Origin of the sequence: Enterococcus sp. DIV0800 (genome assembly GCF_050559735.1) — a bacterium.
GTDB classification, from domain to species: domain Bacteria; phylum Bacillota; class Bacilli; order Lactobacillales; family Enterococcaceae; genus Enterococcus_A; species Enterococcus_A devriesei.
In genome coordinates this window covers 1,261,179-1,277,678 of sequence record NZ_CP187898.1, presented here as the reverse complement: position 1 = coordinate 1,277,678, position 16,500 = coordinate 1,261,179, and the positions used below count along the sequence as shown (strand labels likewise).

At 40.7% G+C, this 16,500-nt stretch carries 17 protein-coding genes; 14 read left to right on the top strand and 3 right to left on the bottom strand.

Annotated features, from left to right (window positions below; genetic code table 11):
- Positions 1-40: 40 nt before the first annotated feature.
- Positions 41-532: a YajQ family cyclic di-GMP-binding protein gene (locus IGI54_RS06230; RefSeq protein ID WP_216429147.1), complete on the bottom strand. Its 492-nt coding sequence runs from the start codon at positions 530-532 to the stop codon at positions 41-43.
- Positions 533-687: 155 nt separating this feature from the next.
- Here IGI54_RS06230 and IGI54_RS06225 point away from each other — a divergent pair, with 155 nt between their 5' ends.
- From IGI54_RS06225 to IGI54_RS06215, 3 genes are all read left to right on the top strand, one after another.
- Positions 688-1,587 (top strand): YitT family protein, encoded by a 900-nt coding sequence (locus tag IGI54_RS06225; RefSeq protein ID WP_071861408.1) that lies wholly within the window; start codon positions 688-690, stop codon positions 1,585-1,587.
- A 95-nt stretch (positions 1,588-1,682) separates the two neighbouring features.
- Complete coding sequence (locus tag IGI54_RS06220; protein WP_071861407.1) at positions 1,683-2,024, top strand: metal-sulfur cluster assembly factor; 342 nt, start codon at positions 1,683-1,685, stop codon at positions 2,022-2,024.
- A gap of 602 nt (positions 2,025-2,626) precedes the next feature.
- Positions 2,627-2,836: a hypothetical protein gene (locus tag IGI54_RS06215; RefSeq protein ID WP_430620191.1), complete on the top strand. Its 210-nt coding sequence runs from the start codon at positions 2,627-2,629 to the stop codon at positions 2,834-2,836.
- Between the two features lie 182 nt (positions 2,837-3,018).
- Here IGI54_RS06215 and IGI54_RS06210 read toward each other — a convergent pair whose 3' ends face one another.
- A complete protein-coding gene (locus IGI54_RS06210) occupies positions 3,019-3,585 on the bottom strand; it encodes a hypothetical protein (protein ID WP_430620190.1) in 567 nt (188 codons plus the stop codon).
- 114 nt (positions 3,586-3,699) lie between these two features.
- Here IGI54_RS06210 and IGI54_RS06205 point away from each other — a divergent pair, with 114 nt between their 5' ends.
- The 6 genes from IGI54_RS06205 (at position 3,700) to IGI54_RS06180 (ending at position 9,869) form a co-directional block, all read left to right on the top strand.
- A complete protein-coding gene (locus tag IGI54_RS06205) occupies positions 3,700-5,235 on the top strand; it encodes an ABC transporter permease/substrate-binding protein (RefSeq protein ID WP_071861403.1) in 1,536 nt (511 codons plus the stop codon).
- The gene (locus IGI54_RS06200) at positions 5,236-6,189 is read left to right on the top strand and encodes an ABC transporter ATP-binding protein (protein WP_430620189.1); all 954 of its coding nucleotides are present in this window, start codon (positions 5,236-5,238) and stop codon (positions 6,187-6,189) included.
- A 2-nt stretch (positions 6,190-6,191) separates the two neighbouring features.
- Entirely contained in the window at positions 6,192-7,523 is a 1,332-nt protein-coding gene (locus tag IGI54_RS06195) for a dihydrolipoyl dehydrogenase family protein (protein WP_430620188.1), read from the top strand.
- Between the two features lie 74 nt (positions 7,524-7,597).
- Positions 7,598-8,296 carry a hypothetical protein gene (locus IGI54_RS06190; RefSeq protein WP_430621480.1) on the top strand — a complete coding sequence of 233 codons (699 nt, stop codon included), beginning with the start codon at positions 7,598-7,600 and terminating at the stop codon, positions 8,294-8,296.
- Positions 8,297-8,302: 6 nt separating this feature from the next.
- On the top strand, positions 8,303-9,208 hold the full coding sequence (locus IGI54_RS06185; protein ID WP_430620187.1) for a sce7725 family protein: 906 nt from the start codon (positions 8,303-8,305) through the stop codon (positions 9,206-9,208).
- A 1-nt stretch (position 9,209) separates the two neighbouring features.
- The gene (locus tag IGI54_RS06180) at positions 9,210-9,869 is read left to right on the top strand and encodes a GNAT family N-acetyltransferase (RefSeq protein WP_430620186.1); all 660 of its coding nucleotides are present in this window, start codon (positions 9,210-9,212) and stop codon (positions 9,867-9,869) included.
- Here IGI54_RS06180 and IGI54_RS06175 read toward each other — a convergent pair.
- Positions 9,849-10,391, bottom strand: a complete 543-nt coding sequence (locus IGI54_RS06175) for a guanylate kinase (RefSeq protein WP_071861398.1) — start codon at positions 10,389-10,391, stop codon at positions 9,849-9,851. The two genes, IGI54_RS06180 and IGI54_RS06175, sit on opposite strands and share 21 nt — an antisense overlap.
- A gap of 67 nt (positions 10,392-10,458) precedes the next feature.
- Between IGI54_RS06175 and IGI54_RS06170 the strand changes: the two genes are divergently transcribed.
- The 5 genes from IGI54_RS06170 (at position 10,459) to IGI54_RS06150 (ending at position 16,436) form a co-directional block, all read left to right on the top strand.
- Positions 10,459-12,483, top strand: a complete 2,025-nt coding sequence (locus IGI54_RS06170; RefSeq protein ID WP_430620185.1) for a penicillin-binding transpeptidase domain-containing protein — start codon at positions 10,459-10,461, stop codon at positions 12,481-12,483.
- A 55-nt stretch (positions 12,484-12,538) separates the two neighbouring features.
- Positions 12,539-12,721 carry a hypothetical protein gene (locus tag IGI54_RS06165; RefSeq protein WP_071861396.1) on the top strand — a complete coding sequence of 61 codons (183 nt, stop codon included), beginning with the start codon at positions 12,539-12,541 and terminating at the stop codon, positions 12,719-12,721.
- Positions 12,722-13,053: 332 nt separating this feature from the next.
- Positions 13,054-14,100, top strand: a complete 1,047-nt coding sequence (locus IGI54_RS06160; RefSeq protein WP_430620184.1) for a DUF1002 domain-containing protein — start codon at positions 13,054-13,056, stop codon at positions 14,098-14,100.
- Positions 14,101-14,555: 455 nt separating this feature from the next.
- Positions 14,556-15,404, top strand: a complete 849-nt coding sequence (locus IGI54_RS06155) for a hypothetical protein (RefSeq protein ID WP_071861394.1) — start codon at positions 14,556-14,558, stop codon at positions 15,402-15,404.
- Positions 15,405-16,436 (top strand): hypothetical protein, encoded by a 1,032-nt coding sequence (locus IGI54_RS06150; protein ID WP_071861393.1) that lies wholly within the window; start codon positions 15,405-15,407, stop codon positions 16,434-16,436.
- Positions 16,437-16,500 lie beyond the last annotated feature (64 nt).

Here is a 16,500-nt window from a genome sequence, read left to right as displayed (position 1 = left end):
TAGGCTACGTTAGTCTGAAATCTAACGTAGCCTACTTTTTTTAGCGATAATTTGTAAATTGCAGATCAATCGGTAAGTCGATGTCTTTTACTAAAGCAATCACCTTCTGTAAATCGTCACGATTTTTTCCAGTGACCCGTAATTGATCTTCTTGAATTTGCGCTTTAACCTTGATTTTGCTGTTCTTGATAGCGGTCGTTAATTTTTTTGCGCTTTCTTTATCGATGCCGCTGACTAAATCAGCTTTCTGACGCGCATTGCCCCCAAGGGCGTGTTCAGAAGCGGAAAACTGAATATTTTTTAATGGAACTCCACGTTTGATCAATTTACTGAACAAAACTTCTTTGACTTGTTCGATCTTGTAATCGTCCTCTGCAGTAACAACTAATTGGTTGCCTTCTGTAGTAATGTCAAAGCTACTACCTTTGAAGTCGAAACGATTTTTTAATTCTTTCAATGCGATTTGAACGCCATTTTTGACTTCTTCTTTGTTCAATTCTGATACGATATCAAAGCTTGCTTCTTTCGCCATAATTATCCTCCTAAAACTTTTGAATCTTTTCCTTTAGTTTATCAAAAATTGATAAGAAAGCTATAATTATTCTCCAATAAGCGGATGAAAACGATTGATTATTCTTATAGAGAACTGGTACTCTATTATGGGTTTGAATGAAGGAGGAATAGCTGATGCAAAAAGTTATTAATTACACATCAAAAGATTTGGCAAAAAAAATCGTTGTCATTCTTTTTACCGGCTTAACAGGAGCCGTTGGGCTGAATTATTTTTTGATTCCGGCAAATGTTTTTTCAGCAGGGATGACAGGGATCGCCCAAATTTTAGAACATTTATTAACTAGCTTCGGCTTGACGATTGATACCGGGATCTTGATTTTCCTTTTGAATGTTCCTGTATTTATTTTAGGCTTTATAAAGTTAGGAAAATCGGCGATGATTTTAAGTTTTGCTAACGTGATCGCTATGTCCGCGTTTACCACCTTGATTCCAGTTGGACAAGTGACAGATAACGTCTTGATGAATGCTATAACTGGTGGGGTATTGCTAGGGATCGGAGCAGGCTTTTCCTTGAAGTTAGGTTTTACAACTGGCGGTTTGGATATCGTCTCTTTACTCTTATCTAAAACAACCGGTCGAACAGTGGGCAATTATATGATGTTGTTAAACGGCGTGATCGTCGTAGTCGCAGGTTTCTTCTTTACTTGGGAGAGTGCACTTTATACCATCATTACGATCTTCACAATGAGTTCCGTGGTTGACTTTGTTCATACCAGTCACCAGAAGATGACGGCCTTCATTAGTACGAATAAGAGCAAAGAAATGTGTGAAGCGTTAAGTCGTGAATTACTTCGAGGTTTGACAGTTATTCCGGCACGGGGCGGCTTTAGTTCAACAGAGCGGGAAGTCATTATGATCGTATTGACTCGTTATGAATTATATACTTTAAAACAAGTCGTGACGGATATTGATCCGAATTCATTTACTAATATTATGGCGACGGATTCTGTCGTAGGCTCTTTCCTGACCGAGGACGAGCAGATCCAGATGAAAAAAGTAAAAGTGGATCAATAAAAATTCTTAAATGAGAATGACTGGCTGTCAATTCTCATTTACAAACTGAGCAAGATGGAGTAAAATACTGGTGAACTCAAAAGGGAGTGGAGCGAATGGAAGAGAAAGCACCAAAATGGACCGAAGCAGAAGTTGCTGAAATTAAAGAAAATATTTTGACCGCTTTAGAGTCAGTTATTGACCCTGAGTTAGGTATCGATATCGTCAATCTTGGTTTGATTTATGAAGTTGATTTTGAGCAGACCGGAAATACTATTATCAAAATGACCTTGACTACTATGGGTTGCCCATTGGCGGATATTTTAACGGATAATATTCAATCAGCATTGGCTGAAATTCCAGAAGTCAACAATGTTGAAGTGAAACTTGTGTGGTATCCAGCGTGGACGACGGATAAGATGAGCCGTTATGCGCGGATTGCTTTGGGGATTCGTTAAGAGTTTTAATTTTTAATAGTAAGAGTTTGAATATCGGTGTTATACATAAAGTCTTCTCTTTAACTAGGAGAGGGCTTTTTTCTATTGATACCGCGGAACTTTTTGTATATGCTTTGATTAATAACTAAACAAGTATCTATCAATAATGAGGATGGACAGGCGAATGAAAAATTTTCTAAGATCATCAAAATTCTGGATTGCTATCAGTTCTGTGGCAGTCTAATCATAGTGGCTGGATTCGGATCAGCAGTTTGCTTTTTTTCATAAATTTCATCATTTGGCTGTATAAAGCAAATCAAAAAGTTAGGCTAAACGCATAGATAGTTTTCTTAGCAAAGGACCGCGTTTTGAATCATGTATTTTATTAGCTGAAGTCAGTAAGGAGTTGAAGACTGAAAATGACCAGTAAAAAATGGTACAGATTATTTTGGAATTCATTATTTCAATTATTTGGTGGCTTACTGTTTCTCTTTGTCTTCAAGTCTCGCTACAGTCATTTGGTTGCACTTATTTGGTTCATCGCAGCGTTAGTGAATGTTTCTCGAGGAATTAGGTTACGGAAGTTAGATAGTTGAAACAATCATAGAGAGGAACGCTGAGAGATGGAGGATTATACACTAAAAGAGTATCAAGCAGCGAAAAAGTCTTTGGCTTCAACGCTGCATAAGGTTGAACAGGCGCTTGTTTCTCTTGAAGAAAAGCATGCACAGGGTCAAAATCGGCAGTCGCAAATTACATTGTCTAAAGAGCGAGTCAAAGCATTAAAACTGTCGCTAGTTCTGATTGAAAGAGAACTCAATAAACTGACTTAAAGAACGGACATGAACCATTAAAAGTGGTCATTATCCCTATGAGCCGAAGTAATGGATCGTCCTGATTGTTCCCGAATTTAATGAATAAAGAAGCCAATTTATAAAAACCAATAGATAAGCAACGACTGCTGATATGGCGATCTCCTTAGTGAGGTTGCGACATCAGCAGTCGTTGCTTTTTCTTATATTGCTTGAAATATTCCTCGAAGTCGCTCAGTGCGTTTTCTAGTCGGCTCGTTTAAGCTGGCTAATTCGTCTTGAATAATGTCATCATTGGCTTCCTTCAAGGCCAACAAACGATAGATCAAACGCAAATCTTGGCGGCGCACTTTAGGAAAGTGTTGCAGCAGGACTTGATTGAAATCGGCGTTCATTTGATTGATACCAAATAGCGGATCTTTCTGGATTGTATAGTTTTCTAAATAGTGATTGAGGTCTTTTAGAGCGGCGGTAGCTTTTTCTGGAACAAAGCCGTTAGCCCAGGTAGCCGTCAGTAAAACAAAACTATCGGCATCGGCTAATTCTGCCTGAAACGCTTGGATTGAAGCGTTTAGGACGTTTTCTTGCAGTTGTTCAAAGGCGATTGCCTCGTTTTTCTTAAGTCGCAAGAAATAATTGGTGAAACCATCACTATTTAGCAGGTTCAACTCAATTGCTTTGAACCAATTATAGTGATGAGAATTTAAATAATGATAGCTTTTTTCGTTTTTAGTAAGTGTAATCGTTTCTAAGTCTTCAATCGTTTTCATCATTTCCCTGCTTTCTTTTTCGCCATTATACTACTTTTTACGCAAGCGAATCTTTTTGTCTCCTTTTTGGATTAAGCTATAATGAGAATAGGTCATATTTTGAGAGGATATTTTATGAATGAATTAATTAATACCTTTAATGAACGAAAGGGTGATTTGCTTTCAGCGGTGTTTGAGCACTTGGCGATTTCTTTAAGCGCGTTGTTAATTGCGGTTGTCATCGCGATTCCATTAGCGATTTTGCTAAGTCAACGTAAGAAATTAGCTGAAGTGGTGTTACAAATCACTAGTATTTTGCAGACGATTCCTTCTTTGGCGTTATTGGGACTGCTGATTCCTTTTGTCGGGATTGGTACGGTTCCAGCCTTGATTGCTTTGATCGTCTACGCGCTGTTGCCGATCTTCCAAAATACGTATATCGGACTGTCAGAAATCGATCCTTCGATTGAAGAAGCAGCGGATGCCTTTGGGATGTCCCGAATGCGTAAGCTTTTGCGTGTGGAGCTACCAATGGCCATGCCAGTTATTATTTCAGGGGTTCGTACAGCGCTAGTGTTGATTATCGGGACGGCTACCTTAGCCGCTTTGATTGGTGCTGGCGGTCTAGGAACCTTCATTTTACTAGGAATCGACCGTAACGATCCGAATTTGACATTGATTGGAGCTATTAGTTCGGCTTTATTAGCGATTATTTTTAGTACCTTAATTCGTTTCTTGCAGCATCGCAGTGGAAAAGTTGCTTTAGCGGCTCTCGGTGTTATCTGTCTCGGTATTGGTGGAATTTTCTTTGCTCAAAACAATCCGATGGGTGGGGAAACAGTCACGATTGCCGGAAAGTTAGGTTCTGAACCAGATATTTTGATTAATATGTATAAAGAAGTCATCAAAGATGAAGATTCGTCGATCAATGTGGAATTGAAGCCGAACTTTGGGAAGACCAGTTTCTTGTTTAGTGCAGTCGAGAATAATCAAATTGATATGTATCCAGAATTTACCGGAACTGTCTTAGAGAGTTTGGTGAAAGTTCCAGATAATACACCGGATGATCTTTCACCAGAGAAAACTTATCAAGAAGCAAATAAATTATTAGGTTCGCAATTTGATATGCGCCTACTAAAACCAATGGAATATGAAAATACCTATGCGTTGGCGATGAAGAAAAGTGAAGCAGAGAAGCGTGGCATCACTAAAATTTCTGATTTAGCGGCGCAGCAGGATCAATTGAAAGCCGGCTTTACCTTAGAATTTATCGACCGGGAAGATGGTTATCGTGGGATTCAAAAGAAATACAATGTGAAGCTAGGCTCCGTGCAAAGTATGGAACCGGCCTTACGCTATCAAGCAATTAACACCGGAGATGTCGATGTAATCGACGCTTATTCAACGGATAGTGAGATTAAGCAATACGATCTAGTAACCTTGGAAGACGACATGCATCTCTTCCCGCCATATCAAGGAGCGCCGTTAATGAAAAAAGAGTTTGCCGATAAACATCCGAAGATTGTCAAAGCCTTGAATCGTTTGTCCGGTAAAATTACAGAAGACCAAATGGTGGAGATGAATTACTTAGTAAACGTGAAAAAGGAACAACCAGCAAAAGTTGCCCATGACTTTTTGGTGAAAGAGAAGATCATTGGGGAGGATAAATAGATGGAATCAATTATTGAATTTAAAAATGTCAGTAAAGAATTTGAAGGCAACGTGGTTCTAAAAGATTTGAACCTCTCAGTGAAAAAAGGAGAAATTTTTGTACTCGTCGGACCTTCCGGCAGTGGTAAAACGACTTCGTTAAAAATGATTAACGGCTTGATCGAACCAACCGATGGCGATATTTATTTTAATGAAAAGCGAATCAAAGATTATGATATCCAAAAATTACGCTGGCAGACAGGGTATGTCTTGCAGCAGATCGCTTTATTTCCCACTATGACGGTGAAAGAAAATATCGACGTGATTCCGGATATGCTAGGCTGGGACAAACAGCGTCGTAGTCAACGGGTAGATGAATTGTTGAATGAAGTGGATTTAGATCCGGAACAATACCGTGATCGAATGCCTAGTGAGCTTTCAGGTGGCCAGCAACAGCGGATCGGAATTATCCGAGCACTAGCAGCGGAACCAGATATTATGCTAATGGATGAACCTTTCAGTGCGTTAGACCCTATTTCCCGTGCCAGTCTTCAAGATTTAGTAATTCAACTGCATCAAAAATTAGGCAATACGGTTGTTTTCGTGACTCACAACATGAAAGAAGCGTTAAAAGTCGGCAATCGAATCGCAGTAATGCATGAAGGAAAACTGATTCAATGCGATACTCCAGAAGAAATTCAAAAACATCCGAAAAATCAATTCGTAAAGGATTTCTTTGATGAAACCAACGATGAAGTATATACCCAAACATTAGAAACACTTATTAACGGCGGCTATTACCAAGAGGCTCAGCCAGCGGACGAAATGTTGCCAAGTTTAGACATTGCTACTAGCTTGAGCGAGGTCTTTGATTTGTTAGCAGAGCAAGAAGCGTTTACTATCAAGCAAGAACAAAAAATTATCGGAACGATCAAACGGAGCGATGTTTTCCGCTTCTTAAGCCAGGAGGAATAGAAATGGAAACTTATGATGTCATTGTGATCGGTAGTGGACCGGCAGGTAATGCGGCGGCTTATGGACTCAAGGAACAAGGGAAGAAAGTTGCCATCATCGAATCGGATCTTTGGGGCGGAACTTGTCCTAATCGCGGTTGTGACCCCAAAAAAATGCTGATGAGTGGCGTAGAAGCGCAAAAGAGAGTTAGCACGATGATCGGTAAAGGCTTCGAGCAAGTGCCGAATATAAATTGGGAAGATTTGATGGATTTCAAACGAAGCTATACGGATCATGTACCAGAAAATACGAAAACCGGTCTGGATGAGGCGGAGATCGACCGTTATCAAGGGCAAGCGGAATTTGTCGATACCCACAATATTATGGTTAATGATCAGACGTTAGCAGCGGACCAATTTTTGATTGCTACGGGTCAGCGACCAGCGGTATTACAAATTGACGGCTCAGAGCTGTTGCAAAGCAGTACTGATTTCTTAGCACTTGAACATTTGCCGAAACGGATCGCCTTCATTGGTGCCGGCTACATTGCCTTTGAGTTGGCAGTGATCGCGAATGCGGCGGGATCAGAAGTGCATATCATTCACCACAATGATCGTCCTTTGAAAGAATTCGACAAGGAATTGGTGGATGATTTAGTCAAACATTTAGAAGCCGAAGGGATTCATTTCCATTTTAATATCAATACAAAGAGTGTTGAACTAGCCGAGCCTAATTATAAAATTGTTGGTGACAGCTTTGAATTAGTGACGGACATGGTGATTGGTGCGACGGGGCGAGTACCGAATGTTGAAGGGCTGCATTTAGATAAAGCAGGTGTTGCTTTTGACAAACGAGGTATCCAAGTCGACGAACACTTACAAACCACCCAAGCTACTATTTTTGCCTGTGGCGACGTTTTAGCGAAGTCACGACCTAAACTGACGCCAGTTGCTGGCTTTGAAGCGAATTATGTTGTGAAGGTGATGACCCAAGCAGGTTCGACAGAAAAAATCAGCTATCCCTTGATTCCAACGATCGTTTTTGGTGATCAACGATTAGCACGAATCGGCCAAAGTGAAAAAGAATTAGCCGATCACGCTGAGAAATACCATAGTCAGACAATCGATTTATCTAGCTGGTACACGTATCAGCGGATCAACGATCAAGGAGCAGCCATTAAGCTCGTTTATGATGAGCTGGATCAGATTGTGGCGATTACTTGTTTAAGTCAATTAGCCGATGAACTGATCAATTATTTGCTGCTGGTCTTGAGTAAAAAGATGACCCATGAAGAAGTTGCGGATTATATTTTTGCTTATCCAAGTCCAGCGAGCGATCTTTCATATTTTATTTAAAACAGAGGGTGACCTCTGTTTTTTTGTGTGCAATTATGCTAAAGTTTACGAAAATACGTTCCCATGGTGAGAAAATGAAAACAACTTTAACCCAAGAAATTGAAAAGGCGTTGTATTATTATTGTATCGAATTAGGCGGGATCGTGGTAGAAGAAGTCACGATGCCAGATGAGCAAGGAATCGTGGATAACTTGGCTTGTTTTTTTAAACCTGTTCAGCGGGAATGGCGCTGTTATGAACTAAAGGTGACGAAGGCGGATTTTTATTCAAAAGCCAAACTCTCCTTTGTCGGCAACTATAATTATTTTGTCTTACCCGAAGTGCTTTATGAAAAAGTCCAAGGAGATATCCCGAACGAGATTGGCGTCTTAGTCTATCGCCCGTACCGTGAATCAGCTGAAAGAACCAAAGAGCTGCCAGCCGCAGGGACTTTTTTTGTGGCTAAGAAACCCTTGAAACAAAAGTTACAAGTCGCTGAAGAGGCGTTGACGCAACGCTTTATGGCTTCTTTGTTCCGAGAAGTGCGCAAGGCAAAACGGATGGACTATGGGACGAGCTTTTTCTCCACTGAACAGTTGTACAAAGAATTACGCCGTCGGTTAGCTGATCATGACAGTTTGCAAGAAGATAATTATTATCAGCGTTTTATTGAAGATGTGCAGGCGGCTCGTATTGCAAGCCTAGAAGAAGAGCTGCGCGCATTAGAACAAGATTATCAATTTTTACGGCAGCAGCAACAAGTGCGCCGCCGACCGACAGAACCTTTGGAGTGAGGCTTTATGAAATATTATCCCTATTTACGAGGAAAGCAATTTGATTTATTGGCGGTCAATTCGTTGATTCAAGCTAGACGCTGGTCTCCAAAGATCCAGCCGATCATTGAACCAGTCAGAGATTCAGCGACTTTGCAGAAAACCATTGAACTTTTCACCCAAGAACAGTTGACTGGTTTTTTAATTACCAATCCCCAAGTTGGGACGGCTAAATTATTTGATCAACGACGCTTCGACTGGGATCTGAAGCCTGAATCTAGTTTAAAACAAGGAGAGATTGTGACCAAAGAGAATCCTTTTGTCGGAGAGATCTATGTTTTTAATGAGCATTCTCCTCGGGAAGCTGACAAGTTAGCGAGAATCCAGTCAAGTGCGCTAACACTGCTTCCTGATCAAGGTCGTTTTCGCATCTTGGATGTGCCAAATAAAATTTTTCTAAGAGAAGCCTTTCAAACGAAAAAAAATGTTGCCAATTATGCTGAAAAAGTAGATGATTTTTATAGCGATGAGCATCTTTATAAAAGCTCGAATCCTCAAGGTTTCAGTGACTACACAATTGAAGGCCATCGTTATTTTGATAAAGGTGGCCCCAGTCGAGCAATCGCACTACACATTACGTATTTCGACGCGTATCTTAATTTGAGAGTGAAACATTTTGTTTCTGACAGCAATGAGAGTGCGAAAGATCAAAGCCAAAAGTTTTTCGAGGCACTGGCAAAATTAGCAGAGTGGTATTTTCGAAATCAAGATCAATTACTGCTAACGCTAGGACTGGAGGAGTTGTTGGGGTATCAGGAAACAAAAAAATTCCCTGGACTAGGGAGCATCAAGAAATGGTCGTTGGCCCATCATTTTGAGTTGATCGGTGCCTATTTGGAACAAGGCGATCATTGGCAGAGAGGATGGAATTGAGATGGGTTATGAAGATGAAGATTTTATCGTCAGGCAAGCAAAACAAATGGGGGAACTGCTAGCGGGGTTTCTTGGGAAAGAGGATGCCGAGGCGATTCTTTCCTTTGGTGATGAAGCCAAAAGCGGTGAGATGGAGGATGCTCAGTGGAACTTTCGCCGCAGTACACCAGCGGATATTCCCGAGATCAATCAAATCATTCAAGCTGCGAAAGAATATTTGAAACAACAAGGCTCTCCCCAGTGGCAAAATGGTCGTGAGCCCCACGAAGCGGTTATTCGTCAAGATATCAGTAAAGCAGCCAGCTATGTTTTGACAATGAATGAAGAAATCGTTGGAACAGTGGCGTTGATTGCGGATAAAGACCCTGTTTATGAAGCAATTGAAGGTCAATGGCTGCAAAAAGGACCTTACGTAGCCTTGCACCACGTAGCGGTCAGTCAAAAATACCGTGGCGGTGGACTTGGAAAAGCCGTCTTGCAAGCTGCAATCCACCAAGCTCAAGTATTAGGCTATGAAGACATTCGTATCGACACCTATCCGGCCAATCAGCCGATGCTAGGCTTGATTGAAAAATTAGGCTTCAAATATTGTGGAATGGTTCATTTTCCCTTTGAGCATGGGGAGCGCAAAGCGTTTCAATTAATTCAGCCGTTGGCGTAATTCTTGGACCATCGCTGCTAGTGAAGCTTCTCCATCGATCTCGATCAATTGAGGGATTTGCTTGAGACGGTCATAGTTCTCCTGATCCGCTTGATAAAGTGCTAAGCGACGCGCCAATTCCTCTGGGCTGGCTCGTTTTTCTAACCGCTGGATGATCGTATCTTTAGAGATGTTGATCCAAACAGGAATCATTTGCTCACCGAAAGCTCGATACAAATTCAAAAAGCCAGTAGCAGTAATTGGATCATAACAATCCCCAAGTGTTAGAGCATGGCGTAGTGTTTCTTTGGCGATCCCGTAGTAATGCTCATCGTAAACATCGTATTCAGCGAAGGCATCTTGAATGACCATTTGTTTAAATTGTTTTTTGGTAACAAAGTAGTAATCACGACCGTGTTCTTCGGCTACTCGCGGATCACGAGTTGTGTAAGAAATAATTTTTTGTTCAGGGCGAAAGGCCGCTTCGGCTAAACTGGTTTTTCCTGAAGCACTAGGCCCGATAAAAAGATAACAATGATTCATTGATACAACACGTCCTTTGTTCTAAGTATAAAGAAAGTGGACGAAAGAAGCTAGGGAGGACTCTGTCATGGAAAGAAGTTCACGAAATAAGAAAGCAGCCAACAAATTACCGCTAATAATCGGTGGAGTGGTCTTACTGCTCATCGCCGGCTTTTTCGGAGTACGTTATTATCAAGCCAGCCAAGTAAAGCAGCACGGAGAAGAAACCGTCAAAGCCTTTGTAAAAGGATTGCAAAAGTGCGATTATTCAGCTGTTACGAAAAACTTGAATGCGGATTCCCTTAAGAATAGCGGTTATTCTAAGGCGGAAGTTCAAGAAAAATACCAATCGATCTTTACAGGTATCAGTGCTTCAAATATTAAAATGAAGGATTTAAAAGTGGATAAGGCTGACGATCACTATCAGTTTAGCTATCAACTCTCATTAAATACCGGCTTTGGCCAGTTAAAAAATCAAAAATACAGCGGGACACTGTCTGAGGACGGCAAACAAATCAATTGGAAGCCGAATTTAATTTTTCCAGGAATGAGTGGCAAAGACAAGATCAATTATCGTGTAGATGCCGCAACGCGTGGAGAAATTCTAGACCGCAATGATCAAGGAATCGCCACGAATGGGACCGTCTATCAATTAGGTGTCGTACCAAAAGAGTTAGGTACTGGAAGCGAACGTTCTGCCAAAATCGAGGCCATCGCCAAAAGTATCGGCATCACAGCAGAAGAAGTGGAAGCTGCCTTAAAACAAGGATGGGTCAAGGAGGATCTTTTCGTTCCGCTTAAAACAGCAGCTGAGCAACCAACAGAAAAACCAGGCGGCCTAACAGTCCAACAAACAACAGGACGGACTTATCCATTGAAGGAAGCTGCTGCTCAATTAATCGGCTATGTCGGTAAAGTGACCGCTGACGACATCAAAAAAAATCCAGAGCTGGCTAGTGATAGCTTGATTGGCCGAAGTGGATTAGAACGAGCATTGGACAAACAACTACGCGGGAAAGATGGCGGCGTACTAGCTGTAACCGATAGCAACGGAACAGAAAAGAAAGTTTTGCAAAAAATTGATAAAAAGAATGGGGAGAACGTCAAATTAACGATTGATGCCCGTGCGCAGCAAATTGCCTATAATTCCTTGAATAATCAGCCAGGTTCTAGTGTCGTAATGGCACCAAAAACCGGTGAGCTCTTGACTGCTGTCAGTTCGCCAAGCTTTGATCCAAACAAAATGACCAACGGTATCAGTCAGGCGGATTACGATGCTTATAATAATGATAAGAATCAACCTTTTATGAGCCGCTTTGCTACCGGCTATGCTCCGGGGTCAACTTTTAAGACAGTGACGGCGGCGATTGGTTTAGATAGTGGAACATTGGATCCTAATGAAGAATTGGCGATCAATGGATTGAAGTGGCAGAAGGATAGCTCGTGGGGCTCATATCAAGTTACCCGCGTCTCAGACGTCAGTCCGGTCAATTTAAAGACTGCTTTGGTTTATTCCGATAATATTTATATGGCGCAAGAAACCTTGAAGATGGGTGAAAAAACTTTCCGCGATGGTTTAAACAAATTCATCTTTGGGGAAGAATTAGATTTGCCAATTGCAATGGAAAAAGCTCAGATTTCTAATAAGGATTCTTTTAATTCTGATATCCTGTTAGCCGATACCGGCTATGGGCAAGGACAATTGTTAATGAATCCAATCCAGCAAATTGCGACTTACTCGGTTCTTCCCAATAAAGGAACACTAGTCTATCCTAAATTACTTGCTTCTGCCGAAACTAAGACTAAAAAAGACGTCATTAAACCCGCGTCAGCAGAAACGATCACAACGGATATGCAAGCAGTGATCAGTGACGCAAATGGAACGGCTCATAGTTTGGCTGAATTGAATCTGCCACTAGCGGCCAAAACAGGAACAGCGGAGATCAAAGAGAAACAAGATGAAAAAGGGCAAGAAAACAGCTTCTTGTATGCTTTTGATACCCAAAATCAAAATTATTCTGTTGTGGAATTTTTGGAGAACAAGCCTGAAGGCAGTTCGGCCACTGAGTTGTCTAAAGAATTATTGACTTATTTGCAACAAACCTATCAATAAAATACTTGTCTGAATCACTGATGCTTGGTAAGATATCCAAGAAGGACGGTGCCATATGAACAAGCGACAACGAAAAAAGCAAGCCTATAAACAATATATTCGAGCAATTTTTGAAGGCTACGAACAAATGCTGGAGGATTCTTCATTGAAGGAACTGCATTTCAGCTACCTTAAAGAAACGACTTACTTGGAACGCGACAGCCAAGGCAAGATCCATTTCACGACGAAAGAAAAATAAAACGAAACGATCAGCCCGATCAAAATGGCTGATCGTTTTATTTTTTATCCCATATAAAGAAAGTTAAAATTTCTCAAATGAATAAGTCGCTTTGCAGCAGGTCTAGCCATGTCTAGCTTCACGAACTAGCTTTATCGGCAATAAGCTGAGCGAGTTCGCAAAAGCCTTTCTTAGCAAATCCATAAAAAAAGCTTTTTTTCCTCCAACTAAAGTCTGAAAAAAAGCTTAAAAGATTCTTAGCTTAGTAAATTATTTTATAAAAATATAGTTATTATTAAGTGAAAGATCATAAATCAGCTAAAATAAAACTATCAAATGCAGGAGGCAAACAAATGAAACTTCATAAATATATTTTATTAGCAAGCTTAGGCCTTTCTCTCGGGGTTGGCCTAATCGGTCAAACTTCAAAAATTCAAGCAGAGGATACTTCCAGTGAGACGGTCATCAATGAACGCTGGGGCAAGCCGACCTTTGTGGCAGGAGCGGGTTTAAATCAGCAACAACTTAATCAGACGATGAATGAACTTGGGATCAATCAAGACAGCGTCAAAATGGAACAAGCCACCGGTGCGGATCTGGTAAAATATCTCGGCTATGGTAGCGGTGATGACAGTGTCATGCTAAGCTCGGTCGTAGTCAATCGAGAAGATCAAGGCAAAGGAATCAATGTTAAAATTTTGACACCGCAAAACATTACTCAAATCACAGCGGATCAATACAAAAATCCGTTAGTTACTGCAGGGATTACCGATGCAACGGTGAAAGTTGCCAGTGTTGTTAAAGTAACCGGCGAAAGTGCTTTAACGGGTGTTTATAAAGCCTTTGAGGCGAACGGTGAAACGGTTGACCCGCAACGAGCACAATTAGCGCAAACCGAATTAGACACGACCTCTGATGTCGCCCAATCAGTCGTCAACAATGCTAATGAACAAAGTCAAAATCAAAACTTATCAGATAGTGAAAAGGAAAAAGCCGACGACGCTTATAAGGCGCAACTGAACCAAACCTTAGTTGATATCAAAAAAGATTTAGCAGACTTGAAAGAGAAACAAGGAGAGTTGGCGACTAAAGAAGACGTTGAAAAAATCGTCAATGACGCCTTAGCAAAAAATAATTTGTCACAATATGTCTCAAAAGAGGATATCAATAAATTAGTGGCGCTAGGACAGCAATACCAAACAACAAATGGCGTTCTGGATAAAGAATCCATTCAACAATTAGATAAAATCAGTGGTGATTTTAAAAATACTGTAAACAATTTGTCTGACCAATTAGGAAAATTCGGTGATTCACTAAAAGGGACGATTGAAGACAATCAAGGTTTCTTCGCCAACCTATGGCAACAGGTCAAAGATTTCTTTAGCGGATTAACGAACTAATGTTATAAAGATTGTGTCATTTTCGGAAATGGCGCAATCTTTTTTGCTATCTAAGCCAGATTAGACTTATCATTAGAGCTCCGCTAAGGTAAAATAGAGGAGTGGTTTCATTATTACCAGTTAATTATGTTGAAATTTGATATAATATATAAAATTTACAGTTTTTTTGTTAAAAGAATCCGTACCTCTCATTATCGGATAAGTGAAATGTTTTGGCATTTGACATCAGCAAACGTATAATTATTTTTAGCAGTAACACTTTTGAATGCGAATAGCGGTTCATACGTGAAAACTCTAAGGCAAACTGAACAATTTTCTAAGCTGAATGAATGGGTGGTCATTTAGAAAATGCAGTAGAGTTGTTATTTGGAGAGACACGTAACGTAATGGATAAAAGAAAACTAAGCAATAGCTTTCTTTTCATAGCATTTATTAAACAAGAAGGAGGGTCTTAGATGGAGACTCCAGAAAAAAAGGAAGAGCATCAAACCGACACGTCATTTGATTCGGTAAAGGAATCAGCTTCAGGTGTGTTAGGCGGGTTGATGGGGCAAATCAAACAGTTGGAAGAAGCGATGGCGGCGGAACGAATGGGCGATGTTTATCGCATCTATTGGAAAGAGTTGCCAGCCTCGATTCAACAATCCAGCAACATGAATCATGAGATCGACAATTACTTGACTAGCAAATTAGATCAAGAAATCCAGAGGGCGTTCCCATTTATGATCATGCGGGAGGTTGTTTCGCCTGTTTTAATGAACTATCAGATTGGAAGCTATTATCGCGATCGGACCGTTCTACAGGTCGATGCGACGCAGCCAACGATTAAAATTCTACCTGAAATACGTGACCAATGGAAACGGGTCATGGCCGGAGACTATAAAGCGCAATTAGCTGAGTTACAAGACCAGCAAGATAATTTTGACGCGAAAACAATTGCTGCTCAATCCGAGCTGCGAGATTTAGATAGCAAGATCGCTCAAGAAGAAAAGAAGAAAGCCGAGCTTGAGGAAACAAAGACCTTCATGAATCGGAAAAAGATCGAAGAAGAAGTCGAAGAAGTTGAGGCCCGTTTAAAGGAACTAAAAAAACAACGTAGCCAGTGGGCACCTTTTGTGGGCGACCAATTATCTGGTGAATCACAAAAGATCGAGTTAGCGAATAAAATGTATGGACTCGCGTTGGAACAAGCCATTGCTTTGAAAGAGTTGCGCCTAATCAACAAACGCTTCGGCGGCTTAGACGAGATGGATGCCGCACTTGACCAATTCATCGTGGATTTTTTAAACAAGGGGGCGGAATAAATGACGGAAGAAAAGAATCGAATTAATCAAATCTATGATTCCTTAGTAGACACTGAAGAGCCCGAATTAAATATTCGCGAAAAAGAGATTCTGCACCCGGAAGAATCAGCGGAAGACATCGGGACTGAAAGTCTTAAAACGACCGCACAAGACAAACCAGTCAGCGGGTCCGCTTTGAATTATTATGACAATCGCGAACAGAATTATCAGGATCTTTTGAGCTTGATCGACGATGCTGAAAAAGAATTAGCGGATTTGAAATTCCGCAAACTTTTGATGGAATCGGATTTTACAACGCTGTTGGATTACTATAAGAAAATTTTTGTGAAAGAGGAAGAATCTGCTTCGGCAATCGCTAAAGGGGCGTTAATGGAGTACTTTACCTTTGAGTTGATCAAACCGTTAGAAAATCACGGACTACAACTCTCATCCAATGAATTTTCAACCTGGGAAACAAAACATTTCAATCTATCCTATCGCTTAACGAATGAGGACAAAATCTGTTTCAGTTTCATGATGCCAACCTCTGATGGCAAACTTCGCAGCGAGAAAATCAAATTGATGGAGGTTGATCCGGCTTCTATGTCCGTAACTGTCTTGGATACCGCAGTTTTAACACTGTTGAAGGATTGTTACTATGAACATATTTATACTAGCGGACAAAACTCGATGTTTAGCCGTGAAATGAATGATGTCATTGCCCACATGAAGGAGCTCGGATTTAGTTTTGATAAGAATCTTTTAGATAATAGCGAGCCGTTAGATCTTGATGTTCAGTTGAAACACCAGACACCGGTGGATGTTTTAGATCAGATTTTCATTACCACGATGGACAATGAAAAATATGACTTTAAAAAAGTTGGTGAGGACAGTTATCTGGTCGCTCTTGATGGCAACCAAACCGTCACTATTAAACAAGACAATCTTGCACATACTAGCAGCCTAAAGTTAAATACTGATCGTAAAAATAAATCGCTGATTGAATTCTTTGGCAGCTATCCTTTCTTGGTGCCGTTAACGATTACGGATTAATGAAACTGTGCCAATCTTGGCACAGTTTTTTTCGTCAAATTCACGAGGCCTTTGAAAATTATTA